Consider the following 25,335-nt stretch of genomic DNA (forward strand, 5'->3'; position numbering starts at 1 on the left):
CCCAGTGATGCTAGGAGCCGCGACGGCGTCGCGACGAATCCGCCGGGCCGGCTTAATGCACCGCTAAGCCACGCCCGCCGCCCGCCTGCTGCGGCGCGGTGGGGCCCCGGCGGCAAATCGGGCTCAGAAGTCGGCGAAGAGGTACGGCACCCGGCGGGGGAAGAGGCCGCGCAGCTCCGAGGCGGCGTCCACCGGCACCTCACCCAGACCGCGTAGCGGCAACTCGGCTGGGTCCAGCACCCCGTACGCGAGGGCGGAGAGCCCGGCGGCGGTGAGCGTGGCCGTCGGCGCGCGGCCGGTGGTGTCGTCGACCAACTCCAGCGCGCCGGTCGTGCCGTCGAGCAGGTGGGTGCCGGCCAACCAGCGGTCCCCGGTCAGCTCGATCCGCACCCGGCCCGGGCCGGCGGGCAGCCCGCTCAACGCGTCCAGCGACAGCAGCCGGGCCATCGGCGCGGACGAACCCGGCACGGCCGTACGGGCCTCGACGTGCACGTCCAGGTCGGTCAGCCACAGCTCGGGCAACTCGTCCGGCGGAACCTGAACGGTGACCCGCTCGATCTGGTCGACGTGCCGGGCGAAGAACTGCAACAGCAGCGCCCGCGCGAGCGGGTCGGTTACCAGCAGTTCGTTGCCGTGCAGCGTGCCGCCGTGCTCGTCGATCCGGTACGTCACCGCGCCGGTGACCTCCCCGCCGACCCGGGCGGTGAGCAGCCAGTACTCGTCACGGTCACGCATTCCGACCGCCCGGTAGTCCGGGAAGATCGCGAAGCCGTGTCGTTCCTGGAGGTTGCGCTCGGTGAACGCCCGCCACGCCGGATAGCCGGCGGCGACGCGTTCCCAGCCGACCTCGCCGGGCAGGTCCACCCGGAGCAGCGAACCCAGGTTGGCGGGAGTGAAGGTGACCCGGCGCGGCTTGGGCAGTCCGACGTAGCCGAACCGGGCGTAGAAGCTGGGCCGGAACGGATAGAGCGCGCTGAGCGGGTGGCCCTCGTCGCGCATCTCGTCGAGGAGTTGGTGCAGCAACGTCCGGACGTGCCCCTGCCGGCGGGCCAGCGGATGGGTCGCCACCCCGGCGACACCGGCCATCGGCAGCACCACCCCGCGCAGGTTCTGTCGCATCGGGATGGCCGAGACGGCGGCCAACGTGGTGCCGTCCTCCTCGGCGATCAGCGTCCGGTTGCCCTGGTTGTAGGGCAGGTAGTCGCGGAACTCAGCGGTCCGGGCAGCGCTGAGCGGCGAGGACTCGAAGGCGTACGCGGCCAGCGGGAAGCTGGTGGTGAGACGGTCGTCGTCGGTCACCCGGCGGATGGTCATTCGCCCATCTCAACCCGTCGCGCGGGTCGCAGCAACCGGATTGGCCCGATCCGCGGCCGGCACGGCGGTCAGCCGACCGGCAGGTGCCGAAGGTGGCGACGGCGGCGCAGGCGGACGCTGGCCACCGCGGCCACGCCCAGGGCCAGCAGGGCGGTGACGACGAGCCCGTGCAGCAGGCCACGGGAGAGGTAGCCCTGGTCGGTGTTGTCGACTGTCCAGGTGGCGATCTCCCGGCTCGACCAGAACGGCGTCAACCTCGCCCCGGACCCGGCCGGGTCGATCAGCATCTGCACTGTCACCACTGTCAGGAGCAGCAGCGTGCCCTCCAACTCGCGGGGCAGCAGCGCACCGATCAGCATCCCGAACGGCGCCGCCACCGCGACGGAACAGAGCAGCGCCGCCGCGAGGCCGCCGTACCGCAGGTCCGCGCCGTCGATAATCGGGAGGAGGAAGAAGGGTACGGAGATGACCAGCCCCACCGTCCACAGGCCGAGCATCCGACCGAGATAGAGATGGTGTGGACGGTAGCCGGCCAGCCGCAGCCTCGGCTCCAACTCGCGGGCCGCGGTCGTGGCGAACAGTGCGGCGGTGCTCACCGCCCACCCCACGCCGAGCAGCAGCGAGCGAACCGACTGCCCGAGGTAGGCGTCCCGCCGGATCAGGTAGAAGGTCAACGGCATCAACAACAACAGCAGGAGTACGCCTCGACGCCGCAGCAGCTCCCGCAGGGTCATCTCGGCGACGGTGACGAGCCGGTTCACGGGCGACCTCCCTGGATGCCGGGCGCGTGCCACCCGGTCTCGTGTGCCGGGGTCAGGTCGAGCACGATGTCCACCCGGTCGAGTTGGTTGAGCAGGTGGGTCACCACGACGATGGCCGTGCCGGCGTCGCGCAACCTGCTGAGCTGGTCCCAGAAGTTGACGTACGTGCCCTGGTCGAAGCCCTGGTACGGCTCGTCGAGCAGCAGCACGTCGGGGGCGCTGAGCGTGGACATGGTCAGGTTGAGCTTCTGTCGGGTGCCGCCGGACAGGTGGCGGGCCTGCACATCGCCGCCCGCTTCCCAGCCGAGCTGCCGGGCCGCCGCCCGACCGGCGCGGCGGGCCGGGCCCCGGGCCACACCCTGACCGGCGCCGACCAGCACGAAGTGCTCGTCGGCGAGCAGGAAGTCGGCGGTGCCGCCGGACTGCGGGCAGTAGCCGAGCCGCCCGGAGACGGTCACCTTGCCGGCGTCCGGTGACATGAGTCCGGCGCAGATCCGCAGGAAGGTGCTCTTGCCGCAGCCGTTCGCGCCGACGACGGCCGCGATCTGTCCGGCCCGGACGGTCAGCGTGGCGTCGCGCAGCACGGTTCGTCGCCCGTACCTCTTGGTGATGCCCGCCGCGTGCAGTCGGACCGGCCCGGGGCGCGGTCCGGGCGCGGTGCCGATGCTCTCCACGACCGCGCCCGCGTACTGCTGGGGTGGGCCGAAGACGACCCAGGGGTCGCCGCCGCCCTCGCGTAGGTGCGTGGCGGCCTCGGCGACCACGTGCCGTGCGGCGTCCGCCGCGACCCGGCGCTGGTGCAGCTCGGCTGTGAGCGTACGCAGCCAATCGTCGGCGTTCACCGGGTGACCCCCTTCGTGACGATGTCGTTCACCGGCTGGACGAAGGTGAGCCAGGCGCTGCCGCCGGCGCGGAGCGCCGCGTGCCCGTCGTCGGTGAGCCGGTAGTACTTACGGGCCGGCCCAGCGTTGCCCTCCCGCCACTGCGCGGTCACCAGGCCGGTCTTCTGTAGGCGCAGCAGTACGGGATAGAGCGTGCCGCCCTGGATCGGCCCGACGCCCGCCGCGTCGAGCGCCTGGGCGAGCTGGTAGCCGTAGGACTCGCCTTTGGACAGCAGGGCCAGGACGCAGATGTCGAGCACCCCCCGCAGCCACTGCCCGCGCCGGTCGGAATCCACGCGTGGGACAGTAGCGGCGCAAGCTAGATGGCACAACCACCTACTGTGGCAGCGGAACCCGAACCAGTCGGTTCGGGTGAGCCGCCGAGTGAGTCGTACGGGTCAGCGGGCGACGACGTCGGAGACCACGACTGTGACGTTGTCCGGCGCGCCGGCGTGGTGGGCCAGCTTCACCAACTGCTCGCCGCACTGCTGGCGGTCGGCGTACATGCCCAGGGCCGCGGCGATGGCCTCGTCCTCGACGTAGTCGGAGAGCCCGTCGCTGCACAGCAGCAGCCGGTCACCGGGAACCACGGTGAGCACCCCGACCGCGGGTGGGGTGTCGGCGCCCTGCACGGCCCGGGTCACCAGGGACCGCTGCGGGTGGTGGCGGGCCTGCTCGGGAGAGAGGGTGCCCTGATCGACAAGCGCCTGCACGAACGTGTCGTCCCGGGTGAGCTGGGTCAGCTCCCCCTCGCGCAGCAGGTAGCAGCGGGAGTCGCCCACCTGGGCCAGCACCAGTGTCTCCCCGGCCAGCAGCGCCGCGGTGAGCGTCGTACCCATGCCGTCCCGGCTCGGGTCGACGGTGATGGCGGCGTGGATGCGCTGGTTGGCGGTGCTGACCACGGCACGCAGCGCGTCGGCGGCGCCGTCGGGGTCGGTGGGCGGAGCCAGCTCGTCCAGGATCCGGATCACGATCTCGCTCGCCACCTCGCCCGCAGGCAGCCCACCCATGCCGTCGGCGACGGCGATCAGGCGGTCACCGGCGAGGGCGGAGTCCTCGTTGTTGGTGCGCACCAAGCCGATGTCGTTGAGGATGACCGAGCGGAGGATCAGCGTCATGGGGTCAAGCTTGCCAAGAACAACCCGCATTCGTCTCTACGCCTCCTACCTAGGTCGAGAAATGATTGCGATTTTCGTCGACGGGGCCGACGGTCCGTGACCGATCGGCGGGGTCTCAGCGACGCGGATAGCGCAGGAGCAGGCTCGCGGCGACCTCCTCGTCACCCACCGCCGCGTAGCTGTGTGGCACGTCCGATACCCAGCGGAGGTGACCGCCGGCCGGAGCGGTCAGCGGTGCGTCGGCCGGCCCGGCGCGCAGCACCCCGGCGAACACGGTGACGTGCTCGGTGACCCCCGGCGCGTGGGCGGGGGAGAGCTGGGTGACGCCGGGCGCGACCCGCATCCGGTACAGCTCGTAGGTCGCGTCGGTGTCGGTGAACACCTCCAGCAGGGTGGCGGTGACCGCGGTGCCGTGCACGGTGGGCTCGGCCGCCGGTTCGGCCAGCAAGGCGGTGAACGGTACGCCGAGCTGCGCGGTGACCGCCCAGAGCGTCTCCAGGGTCGGGTTGCGGGTGCCGTGTTCCAGGCCGGAGAGGGTGGCCTTTCCGACACCGGCGAGCCGGGCGAGTGTGGACAGCGAGATCCCCTGCTCCTCGCGCAGGGCGCGGACCCGGCGCCCGACGACGGCGGGATCCACGTCGAGGCCCGGGCGGGCTGGTGGTGAGTGCGGCACCCGGCTATCGTGCTACACGCTTCCGTTCCGTAAACGGAACAGTCGGGAGGGTGGGGTGGCCGGACGCGTGCAACCGGTGCTGGCGGGGGTGGTGACCGCGCTGGTGGGCTTCGCCAGTTCGTTCACAGTCGTGCTGGCCGGGCTCCGAGCGGCGGGCGCGTCGGACGCACAGGCCGCCTCCGGCCTGCTCGCTCTCTGCGTGGCGAGTGGGTTCGTCGCCGTCTGGTTGGGCTGGCGGTACCGGATACCGATGAGCGCGGCCTGGTCCACTCCGGGCGCGGCGCTGCTGGTGGCGACCGGGCCGCCGCCGGGCGGATGGCCGGTAGCGGTGGGCGCCTTCCTCGTCTCCGGTGTGCTGATCGTCGCGGCCGGGTTGTTCCCGCCGCTCGGCCGTGCGGTGGCCGCCATCCCCAAGCCGGTGGCCGGCGCGATGCTCGCCGGGGTGCTGCTGCCGCTGTGCACCGCCCCGGTCCGCGCGCTGGTCGAGCTGCCGGTGGTGGCCGGATCGGTGGTGGTCGGTTGGCTGCTGCTGCACCGATTCGCCCGCCGCTGGGCAGTGCCCGGTGCGCTGGTGGTGGCCGTGGCGGCGATCGCACTGACCGCACCGCCGACCGGCCTGACCGGTGCCGCGCTGATCCCGTCGGTCACGCTCACCGCACCGGCCTGGAACGCGTCCGCACTGGTCGGGTTGGCCCTGCCGCTGTTCCTGGTCACCATGGCCGCGCAGAACGTACCCGGCATGGCGGTGCTGGTCGGCTACGGCTACCGGCCGCCGTTCGGCGCCGCGCTGCGGACCACCGGCCTGGCCAGTCTGCTCGCCGCCCCGGCCGGCGGGCACGCGGTGAATCTCGCGGCGATCACCGCCGCGCTGGCCGCCGGCCCCGACGCGCACCCCGACCCGGAGCGCCGATGGATCGCCTCGGTCACCGCGGGCGCCGGGCTGGCCGTGCTCGGCCTGGGCGCCGGCGTGGCCACCACGCTGGTGGCGGTCGCCCCACCGATTCTCATCGAGGCGGTCGCCGGGCTGGCGCTACTGGGCGCCCTCGCCACCGCGCTGGCCTCGGCGGTGACCGACCCGGCGACCCGGGAGGCCGCCGTGGTCACCTTCGTGGTCACCGCGTCCGGGGTGACGCTGATCGGCGTGGGCGGCGCGTTCTGGGGCCTGGTCGCGGGCTGCCTGATGCTGCTGCTCTTCCACCGCCGCCAGCCCGCCGCGCCCGACCAGCCCGCCGCGCCCGACCAGCCCGGCTCGCCGGACCAGCCCGCCGCGCCCGACCAGCCGGCCCCCGCCGCGCAGGGAAGATCCACTCGGGTTTCATGAAGTCGGGCGGTCCCGAGGCTCCGGATGCCCCGATTTCCGTGAACCCGAGTCGATCAGGGAGGTGGGGTCACTCCTCGGGCGGCAGGTCGGCCACCCCGACGGCAAGGAGGACCCGCCCGTCCGCCACCGACCCGATCCGGTCGGCCGGTACGTAGACCGCGCCGGTGCGGGTCAGGTCGGTCGAGACCTTCAGATAGCCGCTGTGCAGCAGCCGCGCCGCCAGATCGGCCGGGACGTCCGGCTCCTCGACCGCGGTCGCCTCGATCAGCTCGTCCAGGCTGCTGCCCGGGTCGGCGGTCGGTGTCTGGACGGTCACCGCGTTCGGGTCGCCCCGCTGGACGAGGTCCACGGTCCCGACCTCGGTGCCAGCTGAGTCGATCACCGGCATCCCGGTGGTGATCCGCGAGATGGTCGCCTGCTGCTCGTCCTGCTGGTCCATCCCGCTGCGGTTCCCGGGGCGGCGCGCCGCTAAACGCCGCCGCCTGCCCGACCGACGCTCAGCGGCCGCCGCAGCCTCGGTGTGGTCGGCACCTCGTCCCAGGGGTAGCGGCTCGGAGGCGACAGGTCCGGAGGCGCAGGTCCGGAGGAGGTGGGCGGGAAGTGGGTCGGGCGGTGAGCCGCAAGGTGGTGGGTCGGGAGGTGACAGACCGGGAGGTGGCAGGTCCGCAGGCGATGGGCCGGGAGGCGATTGGGCCGGGAGGCGATGGCCCGGAGAGCGTTATGACTCTGAGGCATATTTATGCCTCAGGGTCATAACCGTCGGAAGCAGTACCGCCTCCACAGCCGGCGCAACCACCGCCGGCGCAACGTGGCGGGCGACGGACCGCGACGCCAGCGGCACGCGGCACACGCCAGCGGCACACGCACACGCCACCGGCGCACGGCACACGCGCAGACGGCGTTCCGCCCGCTCAGCTGTTCGGGAGGGTCCAGCCGCCGGGCGGGCGGGGGGACAGCTCCCGCCAGGTGTCCGGGCCGTCGAGCAGCGCCCGGACGGTGTCCTCGGCCTCGTCCGCACTGCCGTACTCGTAGAAACGGGAGATGCCCTCGGCGCCGCCGGCCCGCTGCTCGACGTGCCACCGGTCGGCGTCCACCCGCAGGAAGACGTCCCGCCGGGCCAGCCGCCCCCACTTCCCGTTCCACCAGTGCTTTCGCTGCTCCATGGCGGGACTCTATCGAACACACGTACGAGAAGGTGCGGCCCCTGCGGGAATCCCACAGGGGCCGATGTGCATCCGTTCGGGTCAGCGCTGCGTCGGCGGCTCCGGGCGGCGGCCCAGCACGTCGTCGAGCGCCCCACGCTGCTGGCCGGGGGTGGTGTGACCGGCGGAGACCAGGGCGTCCCGGATCTCGGTGAGCAGCTTGACCTCCTCGCTCGGCGCCGAGGGCGGCGGCTCCTCGCCCCGCTTGCGCCGCTCGGCCAGCCGGTTCATCGGGTAGACGACCAGGAAGTAGAGCGCCGCCGCGGTGAGCAGGAAGGTGATCACCGCGTTGACGAAGGCGATCCAGTCGAACGGGATGCCACGGAACTCGGGCGCCGTGCCGGCCAGACCCTTGTCGCTGCCCGTGATGACCAGCACGATGACCCGGATCAGTGGTTCGAGGAACGACTTGGTGAGCTGGGTGACCACGCCCGTGAACGCGGCGCCGATGACGACACCGACCGCCAGGTCGACGACGTTGCCGCGCATGATGAAGTCTTTGAAGCCCTTGAGCATTCGTACTCCCGAGGTGTCCGCTTTTCTGTCGGGCACAACCTATGCCCGTTCGGCGGGTTCCAGAAAAGCGCCGGCTTCGAGCGCCGCCCGGCCGGGATCGCCGGCCCGGATCGCCTCGACCAGCCGGGTGTGGTCGACGTAGCGCTCGGGGGTGAGCTCCCCGCCCATGGCCTGGGCGACAGTGCTGCGCAGGGCGGTGCCCACCGAGGCGTACAGCTCGGCGAGCATGGCGTTGTGCGCGGCGGCGACCACCGCCGTGTGCAGTGCCGCGTCGGCCTCGACGAACGCGTCGACCCGGCCGCCGTGCCAGGCGGCCTCGCGCTGGGCGAGCGCGTCGTCGAGCGCCGCCAGGTCCTCCGGGGTACGCCTCAACGCGGCGAGCCGGGCGGCCTCCACCTCGAAGGCGCGGCGTACCTCGATGACCTCGGTCATCCGGTCGTCGCCGAGTCGGCGGGCGACCACCGGTGCCAGTTCGTCGGTGGACACCACGTAGGTGCCGGAGCCCTGCCTGCACTCCAGCACCCCGGCGTGCACCAGGGCGCGGACCGCCTCGCGGACCGTGTTGCGCCCGACGCCCAGCGCGGCGACCAGTTGTGGCTCGGTGGGGATGCGCCCGCCGACGGGCCATTCGCCGCCGAGGATCCGGGCGCGGAGTTGCTCGGTGGTCTGCCGGACGCGGTGGCCGCGGGGCGGCACGGCGGGCTGGCCGCGGGGCGGTGCCGGCGGGGCGGAGGGGAAATCAACCGACGGTGGCACTGGTTACATCACCGGTCCCAAATTCATCCCATGATTGTAGGTTAAGGGTCATGACCCCGCCACCAACCGCCGCTCCGGCACTGCCCGCCCCCGTTGCCGTCGACCCTCGCCCAACGCGGGACCCCGGCACCGGCCGGCGGACGCACCCGGCGACCGGTGGTGCGCTGGTGCTGGTCGGGATGCTGCTGGTCGCACTCAACCTGCGCGCCGTGGTGACGAGCCTCGGCGCACTGCTCGACGAGGTTCGCGACGGGCTGGGCCTCTCCGGTGTCACCGCCGGTCTGGTCACCACCCTGCCGACCATCGCGTTCGCCGGCCTCGGCGCGCTCACCCCGTGGCTGGTCCGCCGGGTGGCGCCGGCCCGGGTGCTGGTGGTCGCCATGTTCGCCCTCGCCGTGGGCCAGGTGCTCCGGGTAATCACCGACTCGGCCTTGATCTTCGTGCTCACCAGCGCGCTGGCGCTGTCCGGCATCGCGGTCGCCAACATCCTGCTGCCGATGCTGGTCAAGCAGCACTTCCCACACCGCACCGGCCTGGTCACCGGGGCGTACACGATGGCGTTGACAGTGGGCACGACGGTGGCCGCCGCCTCCGCGGTGCCGATCGCGCACGCCTTCGGGTCGTGGCGGGCCGGGCTCGGCGTCTGGGCCGCGATGGCCGCGGTGGCCGTACTCCCGTGGGTGCCGCTGGCGCTGCGGACCCGCGCCGCGGCGCGGCGGGCGACCCCGACGGCGGTCGTCGCCACGCCGGCGCGGGTCCGGCCGGCGCGGACCCGGCTCGGCTGGGCGATGGCCGTCTACTTCGGGGCGCAGTCGCTCAGCGGGTACGCGATCATGGGCTGGCTGGCCCAGCTGTTCCGCGACGCCGGTTACCAGCCGGAGTCGGCCGGGCTGCTGCTCGCCGGGGTGACCGCGCTCGGCGTGCCGATCGCGCTGCTGATGCCCACCCTGGCCGGTCGGCTGGGCACCCTGCGACCGCTGGTGCTCGGGCTGACCACCGCGTCGGCGCTGGCCTACCTGGGGTTGGCGCTCGCACCGCACGGCGCCGCGCTGCTCTGGGTCGCCCTGCTGGCGATCGGTCAGGGAGCGTTCCCGATGATCCTGACCGCCATCGGCCTACGCGCCCGCACCGCCGAGGGCACTGTCGCGCTCTCCGCGTTCGCGCAGAGCACCGGGTACGTGATCGCCGCCCTCGGCCCGCTGATGGTCGGCATCCTCTACGAGGCCACCGGCGGCTGGACCGCGCCGATCGGATTCCTGCTGGGTGCCCTTGCCGTGCAGACGACGGCGGGCATGGCGATCGCTCGTCCCCGTTACGTCGAGGACGAGTGACGCACGCGGACGGTCAGGAGGAAGCCGGCGTCGATTCGCCGGCGACTGCCTCATCCACCGTCGGGTAGGTGTGCAGCACCTCGACCAGCCCGCTCACCTCAAGGATGCGCAGCACGCCGCGCTGCGGGGCGGCCAGCCGGACCACGCCGCCAGCCTCGTCGCAGCTGTTCTTGGCGCGGACGAAGACCGACAGACCGGTCGAGTCGCAGAACGAGACGTCCGCCAGGTCGAACACCAGCCGGTTGCGGCCCTTGTCGAGCAGGTCGGTGATCTGGTCCTGCAGCTGCGGTGCAGTGGCCATGTCCAGCTCGCCCGCGACCGCCACGACGACCACGTCGCCGCGTTGTTCCGTGTGCACCGTCAACGACATTCGCCAGACCTCCTGTTATCGGGGGAACGGTATCCCACGACCACGGTCGGAGGTAGAACGGGAGCCCTGATCCGGTGGCCATCATCATTCCGTTGCTACGGGGCAAGTAGTTGGTCAGGCCCCGGTGATAGAGTCCGCCCGGTCCAGGTCAAGGGGGTTCGAAATGGCGTTGAGCACCGAAGAAAGTGGTCGGTTCGCCGCGCTGCTGAGCGGGCAGGACGAACGGGTCACGACTCGGTGGACCGAGATCGTCACCAGTTCGTTGCGAGGCCGGCTGAGCCAGGCGGAGCTGCGCCGACAGGTTCAGGACCTGCATCGCGCCATCGTCTCCACGGGCGAACAGGGCATCATCGACCTGTCCGCCGACAGCGCCGCCGAACTGCGCGCCGCGCTCTCCGAGCTGTCCCGTGGCCGGGCCCGGCAGGGCTTCTCCGCCACCGAGACCACTGTCAGCATCTTCGCTCTGAAGGACGTGCTGGCCGAGCTGGTGCAGGAGAGCGGCGGCCCGAACGCGCTGCAGGACTACGTCGCCTTCTCGAAGCTGGTCGACGAGATGGGCTTGTTCACCTTCGAGAGCTTCGTCCGCACCCGGGAGAGCCTGATCGCCGATCAGGCCGAGCAGTTGCTCGAGCTCTCCACGCCGGTGGTCAAGCTCTGGGAGGGCGTCGTCGCCGTCCCGCTGGTCGGCACCCTCGACTCGGCCCGGGCCCAGGTCGTCATGGAGCGGCTGCTGCAGACCCTTGTCGACACCAGCTCGCCGTACGCGATCATCGACATCACCGGCGTACCGGCGGTGGACACCCAGGTCGCCCAGCACATCCTGAAGACCGTGGTGGCCGCCCGGCTGATGGGCGCCGACTGCATCATCTCCGGCATCCGTCCGCAGATCGCGCAGACCATCGTCGCGCTCGGCATCGAGTTCGGCGACATCGCCACCAAGGCGAGCCTCGCCGACGCGCTGCGCCACGTGCTGCGGCTCAACGGGGTGGAGACCGCCCGCCGCCAGCCGCGCCGGGACGCCTGATGGAGAGGGTTCCGATCCTCAAGATCGGTGACATCCTGCTCGTCTCCATCCAGCTCGACATGTCCGACCAGACGGCGGTCCAGCTCCAGGAGGACCTGGCCGAGCGGATCGTCGCGACCGGCTGCCACGGCGTCATCATTGACATCACGGCACTGGACATCGTCGACTCCTTCGTCGGGCGGATGCTCTCCACCATCGCCTCGATCTCCAAGGTGCTGGACGCGGAAACGGTGGTGGTCGGGATGCGTCCGGCCGTCGCCATCACCCTTGTCGAACTCGGGCTGTCACTGAACGGCATCCGTACCGCGCTGAACGTGGAGCGCGGCATGGAGCTGATCGCGGCGGCCCACGCCGACGAGCTCGACTACCAGCTCGACGACGATCCGGACGCCGAGACGGCCACGCCGTGACCGCGGGCATCGACCTGGGCCAGCCACAGGCGCAGTCGGTCCGGAGCGATGAGGACGTGGTGCGCGTCCGGCAGTTGGTCCGCGCCGTGGCGGTGGCCAGCAAGCTGTCCCTCGTCGACCAGACCAAGGTGGTCACCGCGGCGAGCGAGTTGGCCCGCAACACCCTGGTGTACGGCGGCGGCGGTTCGGTCGAGGTGACGGTCGTGGACAACGGCCGACGCAAGGGCGTGCAGATCGTGTTCGCCGACTCCGGGCCGGGCATCGCGGACCTCGACCTGGCCATGACCGACGGCTACACCAGCGGCGGCGGCCTCGGCCTCGGGCTCAGCGGGTCGCGACGCCTCGTCGACGAGTTCCAGATCGAGACGTCGGCGGAGACCGGGACGCGGATCACGGTCACCAAGTGGTCCAGGTGAACGGCGACGCGGTCACCGACAGTGGCATCTGGTTCCGGGTGGAGGCCAGCAGCGCGGCGAGCGCCGTCCGGCGGGCCGCCGAACGCCTCGGCGCACAGGTGGAAATGGGCGAGGCGCGCATCGCCGACCTGGCCATCGTCGCGGCCGAGCTGACCAGCAACCTGGTCAAGCACGCCGACGAGGGCGTCCTGCTGCTCCGGCCGGTACGCCGCGCCGGGCAGGCCGGGGTGGAGTTGGTGGCCATCGACTCCGGGCCGGGCATGGCCGACCTGACCGTCTCGTCCCAGGACGGGCACTCCACCACCGGCACACTCGGCATCGGTCTGGGTGCCATCGTCCGGCAGGCCAGCTGGTTCGACGGATACTCGCTGCCCGGCCGGGGCACCGTCCTCGCCGTGCAGGTCTGGCCGGCCGAGGCGGCACGGCCGTCCTGGGCCGGCGCCCTCACCCGTCCGCTGACCGGCGAGACGATCAGCGGCGACGGCTACGCCGTGCGGGTCGTCGACGGGCGGCACCAGGTGCTGGTCAGTGACGGGTTGGGGCACGGCCCGTTGGCCGGGGCCGCCACCGACGCCGCGCTGGCCGCGTTCCGCGACGCCCCGGCCGGCCCACCGGCGATGGTGGTCGGTCACCTGCACCGGAGCATGTCGCACACCCGGGGCGCCGCGCTCGCCGTCGGCGAGCTGCTGCCGGAGGCCGGGGTGCTGCACTACGCCGGCCTGGGCAACATCGCCGGCATGGTCGTCGAGGGTGACGGCCGCCGTCGAGGGCTGGTGTCGCTGCCCGGCATCGCCGGCCACCAGCGGCCGACGATCCGAGAGTACGACTACCCGTTCGGTCCCGGCGCCCGGCTGGTGATGCACAGCGACGGGGTGGTCGACCGGTGGCGGATGACCGACTACCCGGGCCTGGCGGAGCGATCTCCGCTGGTCATGGCGGCGACCCTGCTCCGTGACGCGGGTGTGCGACGTGACGACGCCTGCGTACTGGTCGCGAGGTCGTGGGCATGATCGGGGAGCCGGCCGCGCTGCCGCTGCTCCAGATGGCACTGCGGGTCGAGCAGGACATCTTCGTGATCCGTCAGCGGGGGCGCGAGGTGGCCGCTGTGGTCGGCCTCGAACACCAGGACCAGGTGCGGATCGCCACCGCGCTCAGCGAGGTCGCCCGGGACCTGCTGCGGACGACCGGGGGAGCGGACGTCTCCTTCCACGTCGACGCGGGTGCCGACGGTCGGTTCCACCTGCGCGCCGACCTGGCCCCGGTGTCCCCGCTGCCCGACGATCGCTACGAACCGCAGTCCGGCGCGGTGTCCCGACTGGTCGACACACTGAGCGTGTTGACCGTCGAGGGGGTTACGGTCGTACGGATGTCCCGACGAGTCCCGGCCAACGCGCCGACGCCGACCCCGGAGCGGCTCGCCGAGTTCCGTACCGAACTCGGCCGCACCGCGCCGGGCAGTGCGCTGGACGAGTTGACAGTGCAGAACGGGCAGCTCATCTCTGCACTCGACGAGGTGCGCAGTCAGCGCGACGAGCTGGCCGTGCTGAACGAGGAGCTGGCCGAGACCAACCGCGGCGTGCTGGCGCTCTACAACCAGCTCACCGAGGAGTTGGAGGAGACCAACCGGGGCGTCGTGGCCCTCTACGCCGAGCTGGACGAGAAGTCGGCCCAGCTTCGCGCGGCGAGTGAGTCGAAGAGCCGGTTCCTGGCCAACGTGAGCCACGAGCTGCGCGCCCCGGTCACCGCGATCATCGGTCTGGGGCGGCTGCTCACCGACTCCGCCTCCGACCCGCTCACCGACGAGCAGGGCCGCCAGGTCGATCTGATCCGCTCCTCGGCGGCGGACCTGCTCAACCTGGTCAACGAACTCCTCGACCTGGCCAAGGCGGAGTCCGGCCGGATCGAGCCGGAGCTGGCCGAGGTCGACCTGCGGCCGGTCTTCGGTCAACTGCGCGGCACCCTGCGCGCGCTGGCCACCCGACCGGGGGTGGAGCTGGTCGTGGAGGAGCCCACCGGGCCGGCCCTGCTGCGCACCGACGAGGTGCTGCTCGGCCAGGTGCTGCGCAACCTGCTGCACAACGGGTTGAAGTTCACCGAGCGCGGCGAGGTGCGGCTGCGGGCCAACCAGAACGGCGACCGTTGGCAGTTCGAGGTCAGCGACACCGGGCCGGGCATCGCTCCCGAGCTGCACGACCGGATCTTCGAGGAGTTCTACCAGATCCCCGGAGCCACCCGGGTCGGCGGCACCGGCCTCGGTCTGCCGTACGCCCGGCGGTTGGTGACGCTGCTCGGCGGGACACTGGAGCTGGCCAGCGCGCCGGGCGAGGGCAGCACATTCACCGTCTCCCTACCCACCGGCGGGGCGTGACGGCGTGGACGCCATGCCGACAACCATCCTGGTGGTCGACGACAGTCGTACCAAGCGTTACCTGCTGGTCAGCTGGCTGACCCGGGCCGGGTTCACAGTGCTGGAGGCCGAGAACGGCGCCGATGCGTTGGCTCGGGTCGAGGTGGACCGGATCGATCTGGTGGTCCTTGACGTCCGGTTGCCCGACCTGAGCGGCTACGAGGTCTGCGAACAGATCAAGGCGCGGCACCCGGCGATGCCGGTGATCCACGTGTCGGCGCACGCTGTGGACGTGGCCGACCGCGCCCAGGGGCTGACCCGGGGCGCTGACGCGTACCTGACCGAGCCGATCGAGCCCGAGGAGCTGATCGCCACCACCCGGGCGGTGCTGCGCTACTACCAGGCCCGCCAGCGCGCTGAACTGCTCGCCGAGCGGCTGCTCGGGTTGGCCGACACGACCGTCGCGGTGCATGCGGCGCCGACGTTCGCGCGCCTGCTGGAGGCCGCTGCCGAGGGCGCCGCCCAGATCTTCAAGAGTCCGGCGGCGGTGATCGCCGAAACCTTCGACGGTGACTGCCTCGCGGGTGTCTGCGTCGGGCCCGGCGCGGTGGCCGCCGTGGTGCCGTGGGTCGTCGACGACAGCGGGGTGCCCACCGGTGCCACAGTCCGGGTGGAGACCCCGGCGAACTGGGCGCTCGTCGACTGGCCGGCGGACGACACTGTGACAGTCGCCGCCGCCCGACTGCGCGAGGACCGGGCCCCGCTGTACGTGGTGGTCCCGACCGCCACCCAGACCGCGCGGACCCCGGTGCTCAAGCAGCTGGCTCAGGCGGTGGCGGCGGCCGTGGAGGGGCAGCGCTCCTTCGACGAGGAGCACCGGATCGCTGTCACCCTCCAACGCAGCCTGCTCCCGCGTGGGCTGCCCACCGTGGCCGGCCTGGACCTCGCGGTGCGCTACGAGCCGGCCAGCGCGCGGACCGAGGTGGGCGGCGACTTCTACGAGCTGGTGATGCTCGACGGGCATCTGCTGCTCGCGATCGGGGACGTCGCCGGCCACTCGCTGCACGCGGCGACCGTGATGGCCGAGCTGCGGCACGCGGTGCGGGCGTACGCGGTCGAGGGCCACCAGCCCGGCGAGATCCTGCACCGGGTCAACGAGCTGATGCGGACGCTGCTGCCGAACGAGGTGGCGACGCTCTGCGTACTGCTGATGCACCCGCCGACCGGACACGTCCGGTTGGCCAGTGCCGGGCACCTTCCGCCGCTGATGATCATGGATGGCAAGGTCGAGTTCGTGCAGCACTCCGCGCCGCTGCTCGGCATCCGCGCCCCGCGCCCTGCCGATCTGGAGTTCGTGGTCCCGGCAGGGGCCACGCTGGTCTTCTACACCGACGGGCTGATCGAGCGACGGGACGCCTCCATCGACGAGGGGCTGGCCGCGCTGGCCAGGGTCGCCGCGACTGTCGACGGTGACCTGGACCAGTTCTGCGCCCGACTGCTGGTGGAACTGGCTCCACCGGAGATCCAGGACGACGTCGCCGTGGTCGTCCTGCGGCGTCGCTGATCTGTCAGCTCTCCTCAGCTCACTGAGCGGGCGTACGCGGCGGGGGACACCCCGGCCACGGCTGTGAAGTCACGGACCAGGTGGGCCTGGTCGCTGTAGCCGAGGTCGGCGGCGAGGTCAGCCCAGCTGAGCGGGCCACCGGCGGCCTGTTCGACCGCCTCCTGGAGCCGGTAGCGGCGGATCACCCACTTCGGCCCGACCCCCACGTACTCCAGGAAGAGCCGCTGCAACCGGCGGACCGGAACGTCGTGCCGCGCGGCGAAGTCGTCGACGCGCAGCACCGTCCGGTCGGTACGGATCGCCTCGGCCAGGCGGACGGCCTCCTCGGCCGTCGGGTCCGGCTCCGGCTGCCAGGAGGTGAGGAGGGTGTCCAGCGCCCGGCAGCGCTCGTCGTCGCTGGTCGCCGAGGTGGCTGCTCCCGGGAACGTGCCCTCGCCCACCGGGGCGTCCGGGGGGGTCAGCCGGCCGGCGGGCAACGGCACCCTGCGGCCGGTCAGCTCACTGACCGCACGCCGCCAGAACGGGTGGAAGCCGCCGGGGCGGAACTGCACCCCGGACACCCTGCCGGTGCCGCTGAGCGTGATCCGGAACAGGTCGCGGCCCACCCCGGCCACCTCGCCGGACTCGGGCCCGTCGTCGTCCCGCCGGAACACCACGTTGACCGCCGGGTGCGGCACGACCCGTTGCTCGAACGGCGCGCTCAACACCCAGTCGATCAACCAGTAGTGCTCGACCCACTGGCGCAGCGATTCCGCCGGCAGGTGTCGACGGAAGCGCACCTCGCGCAGCAGACGCCCGGGGTCGAGAATTCCCCGGCTGTCGCCACGCGGTCGCTGTCGCATTTGTTCAAGACCACCCTCATACGCTGGCCCTATGTCCACTCAGACTAGCGAGCTGCTGGCGGCCGCCGCGCCGCGAACCGTCGATGTCGTACGGGGTATCTCCGACGACCAACTGGACCTGCCCACGCCGTGCCAGGACTACCTGGTCCGTGATCTGCTCAACCACCTCTTCCAGGTGGTGGTCAACTTTCAGGACCTGGCCGAGAAACGACAGGTGGAGTGGGCCGAGAAGCCCGACCACCTGGGCGACGGCTGGCGGGACCGCTTCGAGGTGGAGACCGGTCGGTTGATCGCCGCCTGGTCGGACCCGTCCAGCGTGGAGGGCATGTCACCGCGTATGCCCATGCCGCAGTCCGCCATTGGCGGTATGGCCCTGCTGGACCTGACAGTGCACGGCTGGGATCTCGCGGTCGCCACCGGCCAGCCGTACCACCCGGCCCCGGAGGCGGTGGCCGAACTGCACACGCTGGTGGAGCAGTTGGGCCCCACCGCCCGCAAGATGGGCGTCTTCGCCGACCCACTGCCCGCCCCCACTCCAACCCCCGACCTGGCCCCCGACCTGGCCCACCTGCTGACCCAGACCGGCCGCACCCCCACCTGGCCCCAAACCCCCTAACCCCACCCCCACCCCCTGCCCCGGCCCTCGCTGATCAAGAAGTTCGCGTCAGATTCCGGCGCGCCGGTGACGCAAACTTCTTGATCAACCGAATCGAGACGGGGGCGGGGATGGGAGTGGATGGGAGTGGGGTGGGGTGTTGACCTGGAACCGCCCATGCCGTACGTGGCCAGCACACCTCTTCGCCAAGGTCGTGATGGCGCTGCTGGTCGCCGACGTCGGTCGGGCCCAGTCGTACCTGATCGCCCAGCGGGCCGCGCACACCGCACGGCTGCGTGAGCTGACGGTGGTCAAGGCCGACCCGGCCGCCACCCTCAGCGACGTGTTCGGGGCGGCGAGAGGCACGGCCGGCCGCGCTCACCTGGCGGGAACTGTTCAGCGTGGCGCCCGCATGACCACAGGGGCGCCGACGAGACTCGACCGAGCTGAACTCATCGCCGGCCACGTACGCAACAGATGCGGGGCTAATGCGCCGACGTTCAGCAAACAGTCGGCGGACCGGCGAACCGGACCCACAGCAGTGTTCGCGCAGCCAAGAATGGCGAGAGTCGTCTACTCAAGGTCATTGCTGATGCGTTCAGCGTATCGGCCCATGCCCCTGAGGCGGCAAGAATGTCAACCACTTAGTCTGCGTCGTGACTTTTTGGCGGTCGGGCACCGATGCGAAGATAGTCAGACCGGCGCCCGACCGCGCTATTGTCAGAGGAATCGCTAAGCGGAGTTCAGGCTGCTGCCTGAAGCGCGTTAATTAGCAGGATCCCAGCCGAGGACTAAGCCCGAAGCCCGGCTTCCAATCTGCTTTCTGGGAATAGCTGAGAGTCCAGCACGGACCATCCGGCCCGGCTGTCATCACGATCTTCACCCGGATGGACCGCCCGCCACAGTCGTTGAACGGGTAGGCCACCGTTATGTAGCCGTCGGGACCCGGTCCCCATTTAGTCAAGCAGGTGGAGATGTCGCTTGCTGATGCACTTGAGGGAATAGCGAGAATTCCAAGTGCCACGGCGGCAATTACCGCCGCACTCCTGCCGCGCTGCTTCATTTTCGCCCCTGTCCTAGATGAAGCGGTGGTTATTGATTCCAATCATCAATCACGCTTATTGAGAATCCATGGACTAAGCGCTAACCAGCTGGCGAGTTGACCCTATCAGGGGGTCCACCTTGGAACAAGGCCCGTTGATCGTTGCCACGAGCATTGGCGAACTTGGCTGTGTCGGCGTGGGGGCGGGGCCTAGCTATTACTTATCGGGTAACTGCTGGTCCTGGCGTTAGTGAGACCGTGTGGGCGGTGGTTGCGTCGGCACGCTCGCCGCTCGGTGGCCCCTGCTCGCGGCGGGCCGGCGATGCCCGACCCGTGGGCGGGCAGCCCGACCTTCGCGGCGCTGCTCGCCGTCCTGAGTCGATGTAACACCGCTGGTGGCGGGGCCGCTGTGTGCAACGGAGGCCCGGACGATCGGGTCTCCGATGTCAGACCGGACGGTCCTGGCACGGAAACCCGTGGGAGTTTGCCAGATGCACAGTCAACCGGGCCCTGTCCCGCCGGTGTTCGTCGACGGCACCGGGCGTCGCCGACGGCTGACCGTCATCGCGGGCACCGCCATGGGCCTTGGCCTGCTCACCAGCCTCGTCCTGATCGCCGCGGGGCTCTTCCTGGACACGTCGGTGCCGCTGCCCGGCTGGTCGGACGACTCCCGGGGGACGCGCCCGGTGGAGGCCGGCGTGGACGGGGTCAACCCGCCCCGGGTGGGCGAGTCGCCGTCGCCGTCGCCGGCGGCCCGTACGTCGGCGCCGCTGCCGCGCACCACCCGGACCAGCGACCGATCCCCGACCACGACCGCCACGGCCACTCCGACGCCGTCCGCCACCGACCAACCGGGCCGTGGTGACGAGCGCCGCAGGACCGCCAAGCCGAGCAGGTCGCCCGGTAAGCCGCAGTGATGATGGCGAGACACGTCGCCCGGCGAGACCCTCGTGCGCACTGGCTGCTGCTCCTGCTCGGGCTGCTCCTGCTGCTGGCGGCGCTCACCGTCAACGGACTGCTGAGTGGTCTCGCGGGCGGCTCGGGAAACGCCACCGCGCGGCCCGCGTCGGATGTGCCGGCCGCCGTCAGCTCGGGTGGCCCGGTGCTACGGCTGGATCGCACGGAACCGGTCAGCCGGGCATTGCCGGACCGCACCATCGCGCTGACCTTCGACGACGGGCCGGACCCGCGCTGGACGCCACAGGTTCTCGACGTGCTACGTCGGCACGGCGCGCACGCCACCTTCTTCGTGGTGGGCGCCCGGGTCAACGAGCACCCCGAACTGGTCCGGCGGATCCTCGCCGAGGGGCACGAGGTCGGGTCGCACACGTTCACCCACGCCGACCTCGCCGAGGTGTCGCCGTGGCGGCGTGACCTCGAACTGTCGCTGACCCGCAAGGCTGTCGCATCGGCCACCGGCCGGGAAGTGACCCTGCTCCGGCCGCCGTTCTCCTCGGTGCCGACGGCGCTGACCGGGTCCGAGTACGCCGCGTTGCGCGCCGCCGCCGGTGCTGGGCACGTCGCGGTGCTCACCGACCTGGACACCAAGGACTGGCAGCGCCCCGGCACCGACCAGATCGTGCGGTCCGCCACCCCGAAGCGGGGCAAGGGGGCTGTGGTGTTGATGCACGACGGCGGCGGTGACCGGGCGCAGACCCTCGCCGCGCTGGACCGCCTGCTGCCCGCGCTCGGCGATCAAGGCTACCGGTTCACCACCGTCTCCGCCGGCATCGACGCCTCACCGTCGATGGTTCCGGCGGGCACCGGTACCCGACTGAGCGGCACCGCACTGCGCTGGACCCAGACCGGGGCCCGCTGGTCCGCCGAGGTGATGAACTTCCTGCTCGCCACCGCACTCGTGCTCGGGGTGGCGCGTCTGGCCGTGCAGGTGTTCTGCGCCCAGCGGCACGTGCGCCGGGTCCGCCGGCCCCGCCGGGACCGTCCCGAGGTGCGGGTACCGGTGTCGGTGATCGTGCCCGCGTACAACGAGGCGGCGAACATCGCCGCCACTGTTCGGTCCCTGCTGGCCAGCGCGTACCCGGCGTTGGAGGTGATCGTCGTGGACGACGGGTCGGACGACGGCACCGCCGACATCGTGGAGCGGATGCGACTGCGCGGGGTGCGCGTGATCCGGCAGGCCAACGCCGGCAAGCCGGCGGCGCTGAACACGGGCATCAGGGCGGCCCGGGCGAACCTTCTGGTGCTGGTCGACGGTGACACCGTCTTCCAGCCGGACACAGTGCACCGCCTGGTGCAGGGCTTCGCCGACCCGTCGGTGGGCGCGATCAGCGGCAACACCAAGGTCGCCAACCGGCGTCGGCTGCTCGGTCGGTGGCAGCACCTGGAGTACGTGATCGGCTTCAACCTCGACCGACGGATGTACGACGTGCTGGAGTGCATGCCGACCATTCCCGGCGCGATCGGCGCGTTCCGCCGCGAGGTGCTGCTGCGGGTGGGAGGGGTGCCGTCGGACACGCTGGCCGAGGACACGGACCTCACCATGAAGGTGCTCCGGGCCGGCTGGCGGGTCGTCTACGAGGAGTCGGCCATCGCCTGGACCGAGGCCCCGTCGTCGTTGCGCCAGCTCTGGCGGCAGCGCTACCGCTGGTGCTACGGCACCATGCAGGCGATGTGGAAGCACCGGCACGCGCTGCGCGAGTCGGGTGCCGGAGGCAAACTGGGGCGGCGCGGCCTGCCGTACCTCACGGTGTTCCAGATCGTGTTGCCGCTCACCGCGCCGGCGGTCGACGTGTTCGCCGTGTACGGCCTGCTCTTCCTGCCCTGGTCGACCCTCGCCCTGGCCTGGGCGGGACTACTGCTGCTCCAGGCGGCCACCGCCGCGTACGCGCTGCGACTGGACCGGGAGCGGTACGGCCCACTGTGGGCGCTGCCGTTCCAGCAACTGGTCTACCGGCAGCTCATGTACCTGGTGGTGGTGCAGTCGGTGGTCACCGCGTTGATCGGCAACCGGCTGCGCTGGCAGCGGATGGTGCGGACCGGCGAGGCGGCAGCGTTGGTAGGGGCCGGCCGCGGCTGACGCCACCTCGATGCGGCGTCAGCCGTCCGCCGGTCAGGTCGGGGTGTGGAAGAGGCCGGCCGACCAGGAGATCAGCAGGCCGACGGCGGCCGAGCAGCAGCAAACGAGCAGGGCGGCGGCCACGATCGCGAGGATCATCCAGGCGGACGCGCGCCGGGCCGCACCCGGCGGCGCGCCGGCCTCCGCCCCGTCCTCGTTCTCGTCCTCGTCGGTCATGACCACCCCCCGATCGCCGTCAGGCGTGGCCGATGCGGTCCAGGATCCAGGCGTTGATGAACGCCTCCTCGCGCCAGGAGTCGTAGCGACCGCTCGGACCGCCGTGCCCGGCACCCATCTCGGTCTTGAGCAGGTAGTCGCCGCCCGGGGCGACCGCCCGCAGCCGGGCGATCCACTTCGCCGGCTCCGAGTAGAGCACCCGGGTGTCGTTGAGGCTGGTCACCGCGAGGATCGCGGGATAGTCCACGGCGGCCACGTTCTCGTACGGCGTGTAGGACTTCATGTACGCGTACACCTCGGGGTCGTCGAGAGGGTTGCCCCACTCCTCCCACTCGGTGACGGTCAGCGGCAGCGACGGGTCGAGGATCGACGTGAGCGCGTCCACGAACGGCACCTGTGCCACGATCCCGGTGAACGCGTCCGGCGCGAGGTTGGCCACCGCGCCCATCAGCAGGCCACCGGCCGAGGCGCCCCGGGCGACCAACCGGTCGCTTGCCGTCCAGCCGGCCTTGACGAGGTGCCGGGCGCACGCCACGAAGTCGGTGAAGGTGTTCTTCTTGGCCAGCAGTTTGCCCTGGTCGTACCACCGTCGGCCCAGCTCACCGCCGCCCCGGATGTGCGCCACCGCGAAGACCACGCCCCGGTCCAGTAGGGAAAGGCGGGCCACCGAGAACCACGGGTCCATGCTGGCCTCGTACGAGCCGTAGCCGTACAGCTCGCAGGGCGCCGAGCCGTCCCGGGGGGTGCCGACGCGGCAGACCAGTGAGATCGGCACCCGGGTGCCGTCGTCGGCGAGCGCCCAGTCGCGGTGCTGCTCGTACTCGGCCGGGTCGTACGGTCGCCCGTCCGGCCCGGGCAGCACCGGCTTCTGCTTGAGCAGCACCATCTGCCGGGTGACCAGGTCGTAGTCGTACACCGAGTCGGGGGTGATCAGCGACGAGTAACGCAGCCGGACCTGGCCGGTGCGGTACTCCGGGTTGGCGTCCAACCCGACGCTGTACAGCGGCTCGGGGAAGTCGATGTCGTGCCCGTCGTCACTGCCCACCGGCAGCACCCGCAGCCCGGTGAGCCCGTCGGTGCGCAGCGACACCACCAGGTGGTTGGCGAAGGCGTCGACGGCCTCCAGTCGGGTGCCGGGGGTGTGCTCGATCAGCGGCACCCAGTCGCCCGGTACGTCCGCCGAGGTGAACGCCAGCGCGAAGTCCTCAGCGCCGTCGTTGTGCAGGATCAGGAAACGGTGGCCGTGGTGCTCCACGGTGTATTCGACGCCCTGTCGGCGGGGAGCGATCACGGCCGGCGCGCCGGTCGGGTTGCCGGCGGGGATCACCAGCACCTCGCTGGTCACCTTGCTGTGCACGTCGATGAGGATGAACTTCTCCGACCGGGTCAGCTCCACCCCCACCCAGAACCGCTCGTCGTCCTCCTGGTGGACCACCACGTCGTCGGCGGCGGCGGAGCCGATGGTGTGCCGCCAGACCCGGTTCGGCCGCCAGGCGTCGTCCACAGTCACGTAGAACAGCACCGAGGCGTCGGTCGACCAGGCGGTGCCGTAGAACGTGTCCGGCACCTCGTCCGGGAGCAGCTCGCCGGTGGTCAGGTCCTTCACCCGCAGGGTGAAGCGCTCGTCACCGGAGAAGTCGGTGGAGTAGGCCAGCCAGCGACCGTCCGGGCTGACGTCGAACGCGCCGAGCGAGAAGAAGTCGTGCCCCTCGGCCAGCAGGTTGCCGTCGAGAAGCACCTCCTCGCCGTCGAGCGGGGCGCCGTCCGCGCTGACCGGCGGGTCGGTCTCACCGTCGCGGACCGCCCGGCGACACTGCACTCCGTACTGTTGCCCCTCGACCGTCCGGGTGTAGTACCAGTGCCCGCCCTTGCGGGTCGGCACGGACAGGTCGGTTTCCTGGGTGCGTCGGCGAGTCTCCTCGAACAGGTCGGCGCGCAGGTCGGCCAGGTGTGCCGTACGCGCGTCGGTGTACTCGTTCTCGGCGGTCAGGTAGGCGATCGTCTCCGGGTCGTCCTTGGCGGCGAGCCAGGCGTACTCGTCGACGACTGTGTCGCCGTGGTGGGTGCGCTCGCTGGGCACCCGCTTCGCCGCGGGCGGGGCAGTCTCGGTGGTCACGGCGGCCACGTTACCGGCCGGCAGGCGCAGCGCGCCGGACCAGCGGCATCCCGATACTCGCCACCACGGCTTTCGAACACATGTACGATGGCCGGCATGGCGGCAGCAGCGAGTTCCCTCGGCCGGTCCGGAGCCCTTGAGATCACCCGGCGGTTGGCGGCGATCTGCGGTCCGCCGTTCTCCCGGCTGGCCGGGCCGGCCGACGAGGTGGCGGGGCGACCGGCGCGTTGGGTGGCCGTCCCGGGCGGCCCGCACGCCGCCGCCGAGGTGCTGCGGCTGGCCGCCGTGCACGATCTGACGGTGGTGCCCCGGGGTGCGGGCACGAAGATCGACTGGGGGGCTGCGCCCGTTCAGGTTGACATCCTGCTCGACACCGGCCGGCTGGCCGGCATCGGTCACGAGCCGGTCGACTCGCTGGTCACCGACGTGGGGGCCGGCACTCCACTGCGGGCGGTTCAGGCCACCCTGGAGCGCACCGGGCAGCGGCTGGCGATGGACGCCCCCTCGCCCGGCGCGACAGTGGGCGGTGTGCTGGCCGCCGGCGAGGCCGGCCCGCTGCGCCACCGCCACGGCAGCCCCTGCGACCAACTGCTCGGTGTGCGTTACCTCGCCGCCGACGGCGAACTGATCAGCGTCGGCGGTGGCGCGCCCGGGCTCGACCTGGCCCGCCTGCTCTGCGGCTCCCAGGGCGCGCTCGGCGTGTTGGTGTCGGCGAGCCTGCGGGTGCAGCCGGTGCCGGCGAGCAGGCTCTGGGTGTCCCGCCCGGTGTGGACGCCGTTGGAGGTGCACGACCTGGTCCGGACGATCCTCGCCGCTCGGTTGGAGCCGTCGGCCATCGAGCTGGACCTGCCCGGAGGCACCCCCCGCCCCCGTACGCCGTACCCGCCCGGTCATCCGGCGGCCACCGCCCGGGAGCGTCATCCGTCGATGTCCGGCCGGGCCGGTGCCCCGTCCCGGGCCGGCAGCCTGGTGGTGCTGCTGGAGGGCGGCCCCGCCGACGTCACCGAGCGTGCCGAGCGGCTGGTCGGCCTGCTGCACGGGGAGGCGACGATCGCCCACTCCGCGCCGACGTGGTGGCGCCGCTACCCGTTCGCGCCCGGTGACACGGCGCTGCGCCTGGAGGTGCCGATCGGCGACCTGCACGCCGCCGTCTACGCGCTACGCGACGCGGCCGGCGCGCCGGTGCCGGTGCGCGGGTCCGCCGGGCTGGGCGTGGTGCACGCGGCACTGCCCGGGGCGCTGGCAGCCGATCGGGTGGCGTCCATCCTGGCCGCCGTCCGAGGGGTGCTGTTGGCCCGGCAGGGCCGCTGCGTGGTGGTGTCCGCTCCGGCGGCGGTCCGCCAGGCGGTCGACCTCTGGGGTGAGCTGGCGGGCCTGGCCCAGTTGCGGGCCGCGAAGCGGCACCTGGATCCGGAGCACCGCCTCGCGCCCGGGCGGCTCCCCGGCGGCCTGTGAGGCCTGGCCGGCGAATGAGCCGTCGGCG

26 protein-coding genes are annotated in these 25,335 nt (G+C 71.8%); 12 read left to right on the forward strand and 14 right to left on the reverse strand.

What is annotated here, in order from left to right; translation table 11 throughout:
- Positions 1-123 precede the first annotated feature (123 nt).
- The 6 genes from MED15_RS08805 to MED15_RS08830 form a co-directional block, all read right to left on the reverse strand.
- Complete coding sequence (locus MED15_RS08805; RefSeq protein ID WP_112586325.1) at positions 124-1,314, reverse strand: GNAT family N-acetyltransferase; 1,191 nt, start codon at positions 1,312-1,314, stop codon at positions 124-126.
- Positions 1,315-1,382: 68 nt separating this feature from the next.
- Entirely contained in the window at positions 1,383-2,075 is a 693-nt protein-coding gene (locus MED15_RS08810) for a hypothetical protein (RefSeq protein WP_112586327.1), read from the reverse strand.
- Positions 2,072-2,917, reverse strand: coding sequence for an ABC transporter ATP-binding protein (locus tag MED15_RS08815; RefSeq protein ID WP_112733778.1), 846 nt, complete (start codon positions 2,915-2,917; stop codon positions 2,072-2,074). Before MED15_RS08815 ends, MED15_RS08810 begins: the two co-directional genes overlap by 4 nt.
- A complete protein-coding gene (locus MED15_RS08820) occupies positions 2,914-3,252 on the reverse strand; it encodes a PadR family transcriptional regulator (RefSeq protein WP_112586330.1) in 339 nt (112 codons plus the stop codon). Before MED15_RS08820 ends, MED15_RS08815 begins: the two co-directional genes overlap by 4 nt.
- A 102-nt stretch (positions 3,253-3,354) precedes the next feature.
- A complete protein-coding gene (locus tag MED15_RS08825; protein ID WP_112586332.1) occupies positions 3,355-4,074 on the reverse strand; it encodes a PP2C family protein-serine/threonine phosphatase in 720 nt (239 codons plus the stop codon).
- Between the two features lie 115 nt (positions 4,075-4,189).
- A complete protein-coding gene (locus MED15_RS08830; protein ID WP_225855400.1) occupies positions 4,190-4,747 on the reverse strand; it encodes an XRE family transcriptional regulator in 558 nt (185 codons plus the stop codon).
- A 55-nt stretch (positions 4,748-4,802) separates the two neighbouring features.
- Between MED15_RS08830 and MED15_RS08835 the strand changes: the two genes are divergently transcribed.
- A complete protein-coding gene (locus MED15_RS08835; protein ID WP_112725787.1) occupies positions 4,803-6,068 on the forward strand; it encodes a benzoate/H(+) symporter BenE family transporter in 1,266 nt (421 codons plus the stop codon).
- A gap of 67 nt (positions 6,069-6,135) precedes the next feature.
- Here MED15_RS08835 and MED15_RS08840 read toward each other — a convergent pair whose 3' ends face one another.
- The 4 genes from MED15_RS08840 to MED15_RS08860 form a co-directional block, all read right to left on the reverse strand.
- A complete protein-coding gene (locus tag MED15_RS08840; protein ID WP_091395802.1) occupies positions 6,136-6,507 on the reverse strand; it encodes a hypothetical protein in 372 nt (123 codons plus the stop codon).
- Positions 6,508-6,979: 472 nt separating this feature from the next.
- Positions 6,980-7,231: a hypothetical protein gene (locus MED15_RS08850; RefSeq protein WP_030486188.1), complete on the reverse strand. Its 252-nt coding sequence runs from the start codon at positions 7,229-7,231 to the stop codon at positions 6,980-6,982.
- A gap of 81 nt (positions 7,232-7,312) precedes the next feature.
- Entirely contained in the window at positions 7,313-7,786 is a 474-nt protein-coding gene (mscL, locus tag MED15_RS08855; protein ID WP_112624633.1) for a large conductance mechanosensitive channel protein MscL, read from the reverse strand.
- 39 nt (positions 7,787-7,825) lie between these two features.
- Positions 7,826-8,542, reverse strand: a complete 717-nt coding sequence (locus tag MED15_RS08860; protein ID WP_112735306.1) for a FadR/GntR family transcriptional regulator — start codon at positions 8,540-8,542, stop codon at positions 7,826-7,828.
- A 50-nt stretch (positions 8,543-8,592) separates the two neighbouring features.
- Here MED15_RS08860 and MED15_RS08865 point away from each other — a divergent pair, with 50 nt between their 5' ends.
- On the forward strand, positions 8,593-9,873 hold the full coding sequence (locus MED15_RS08865) for an MFS transporter (RefSeq protein WP_112698803.1): 1,281 nt from the start codon (positions 8,593-8,595) through the stop codon (positions 9,871-9,873).
- Between the two features lie 13 nt (positions 9,874-9,886).
- Here MED15_RS08865 and MED15_RS08870 read toward each other — a convergent pair whose 3' ends face one another.
- Positions 9,887-10,243 (reverse strand): STAS domain-containing protein, encoded by a 357-nt coding sequence (locus MED15_RS08870; protein ID WP_091395791.1) that lies wholly within the window; start codon positions 10,241-10,243, stop codon positions 9,887-9,889.
- Between the two features lie 163 nt (positions 10,244-10,406).
- On the opposite strand from MED15_RS08870, the gene MED15_RS08875 reads away from it, so the two are divergent.
- From MED15_RS08875 to MED15_RS08900, 6 genes are read left to right on the forward strand one after another with little or no spacing between them, the layout of a single operon-like run.
- Positions 10,407-11,267, forward strand: a complete 861-nt coding sequence (locus MED15_RS08875; RefSeq protein WP_112586342.1) for an STAS domain-containing protein — start codon at positions 10,407-10,409, stop codon at positions 11,265-11,267.
- On the forward strand, positions 11,267-11,677 hold the full coding sequence (locus MED15_RS08880) for an STAS domain-containing protein (RefSeq protein ID WP_112586344.1): 411 nt from the start codon (positions 11,267-11,269) through the stop codon (positions 11,675-11,677). The genes MED15_RS08875 and MED15_RS08880 overlap by 1 nt, the downstream gene beginning before the upstream one ends.
- Positions 11,674-12,093 (forward strand): anti-sigma regulatory factor, encoded by a 420-nt coding sequence (locus MED15_RS08885; RefSeq protein ID WP_091395782.1) that lies wholly within the window; start codon positions 11,674-11,676, stop codon positions 12,091-12,093. The genes MED15_RS08880 and MED15_RS08885 overlap by 4 nt, the downstream gene beginning before the upstream one ends.
- On the forward strand, positions 12,090-13,103 hold the full coding sequence (locus MED15_RS08890) for a SpoIIE family protein phosphatase (RefSeq protein ID WP_112603327.1): 1,014 nt from the start codon (positions 12,090-12,092) through the stop codon (positions 13,101-13,103). Before MED15_RS08885 ends, MED15_RS08890 begins: the two co-directional genes overlap by 4 nt.
- Positions 13,100-14,461 carry a sensor histidine kinase gene (locus tag MED15_RS08895; RefSeq protein ID WP_112698821.1) on the forward strand — a complete coding sequence of 454 codons (1,362 nt, stop codon included), beginning with the start codon at positions 13,100-13,102 and terminating at the stop codon, positions 14,459-14,461. Before MED15_RS08890 ends, MED15_RS08895 begins: the two co-directional genes overlap by 4 nt.
- Positions 14,462-14,474: 13 nt before the next feature.
- A complete protein-coding gene (locus MED15_RS08900) occupies positions 14,475-16,004 on the forward strand; it encodes a SpoIIE family protein phosphatase (RefSeq protein WP_208646600.1) in 1,530 nt (509 codons plus the stop codon).
- A 14-nt stretch (positions 16,005-16,018) separates the two neighbouring features.
- Here MED15_RS08900 and MED15_RS08905 read toward each other — a convergent pair whose 3' ends face one another.
- The gene (locus tag MED15_RS08905) at positions 16,019-16,846 is read right to left on the reverse strand and encodes a helix-turn-helix domain-containing protein (protein ID WP_112735309.1); all 828 of its coding nucleotides are present in this window, start codon (positions 16,844-16,846) and stop codon (positions 16,019-16,021) included.
- Between the two features lie 31 nt (positions 16,847-16,877).
- Here MED15_RS08905 and MED15_RS08910 point away from each other — a divergent pair, with 31 nt between their 5' ends.
- From MED15_RS08910 to MED15_RS08925, 3 genes are all read left to right on the forward strand, one after another.
- Positions 16,878-17,462 (forward strand): TIGR03086 family metal-binding protein, encoded by a 585-nt coding sequence (locus MED15_RS08910; protein ID WP_112698807.1) that lies wholly within the window; start codon positions 16,878-16,880, stop codon positions 17,460-17,462.
- 1,512 nt (positions 17,463-18,974) lie between these two features.
- Positions 18,975-19,400, forward strand: a complete 426-nt coding sequence (locus tag MED15_RS08920; protein ID WP_112698808.1) for a hypothetical protein — start codon at positions 18,975-18,977, stop codon at positions 19,398-19,400.
- Complete coding sequence (locus MED15_RS08925) at positions 19,400-21,520, forward strand: bifunctional polysaccharide deacetylase/glycosyltransferase family 2 protein (protein WP_244220418.1); 2,121 nt, start codon at positions 19,400-19,402, stop codon at positions 21,518-21,520. Before MED15_RS08920 ends, MED15_RS08925 begins: the two co-directional genes overlap by 1 nt.
- Before the next feature lie 33 nt (positions 21,521-21,553).
- Here MED15_RS08925 and MED15_RS08930 read toward each other — a convergent pair whose 3' ends face one another.
- Together MED15_RS08930 and MED15_RS08935 are read right to left on the reverse strand one after the other, a co-directional pair.
- Positions 21,554-21,736 (reverse strand): hypothetical protein, encoded by a 183-nt coding sequence (locus MED15_RS08930; protein ID WP_112586358.1) that lies wholly within the window; start codon positions 21,734-21,736, stop codon positions 21,554-21,556.
- 19 nt (positions 21,737-21,755) lie between these two features.
- Positions 21,756-23,852, reverse strand: a complete 2,097-nt coding sequence (locus MED15_RS08935) for a S9 family peptidase (RefSeq protein WP_112586460.1) — start codon at positions 23,850-23,852, stop codon at positions 21,756-21,758.
- A 96-nt stretch (positions 23,853-23,948) separates the two neighbouring features.
- Here MED15_RS08935 and MED15_RS08940 point away from each other — a divergent pair, with 96 nt between their 5' ends.
- A complete protein-coding gene (locus MED15_RS08940) occupies positions 23,949-25,307 on the forward strand; it encodes an FAD-binding oxidoreductase (RefSeq protein ID WP_112586462.1) in 1,359 nt (452 codons plus the stop codon).
- Positions 25,308-25,335 lie beyond the last annotated feature (28 nt).

It is taken from the genome of Micromonospora noduli (assembly GCF_003264475.1).
Classification (GTDB): Bacteria; Actinomycetota; Actinomycetes; order Mycobacteriales; family Micromonosporaceae; genus Micromonospora; species Micromonospora noduli.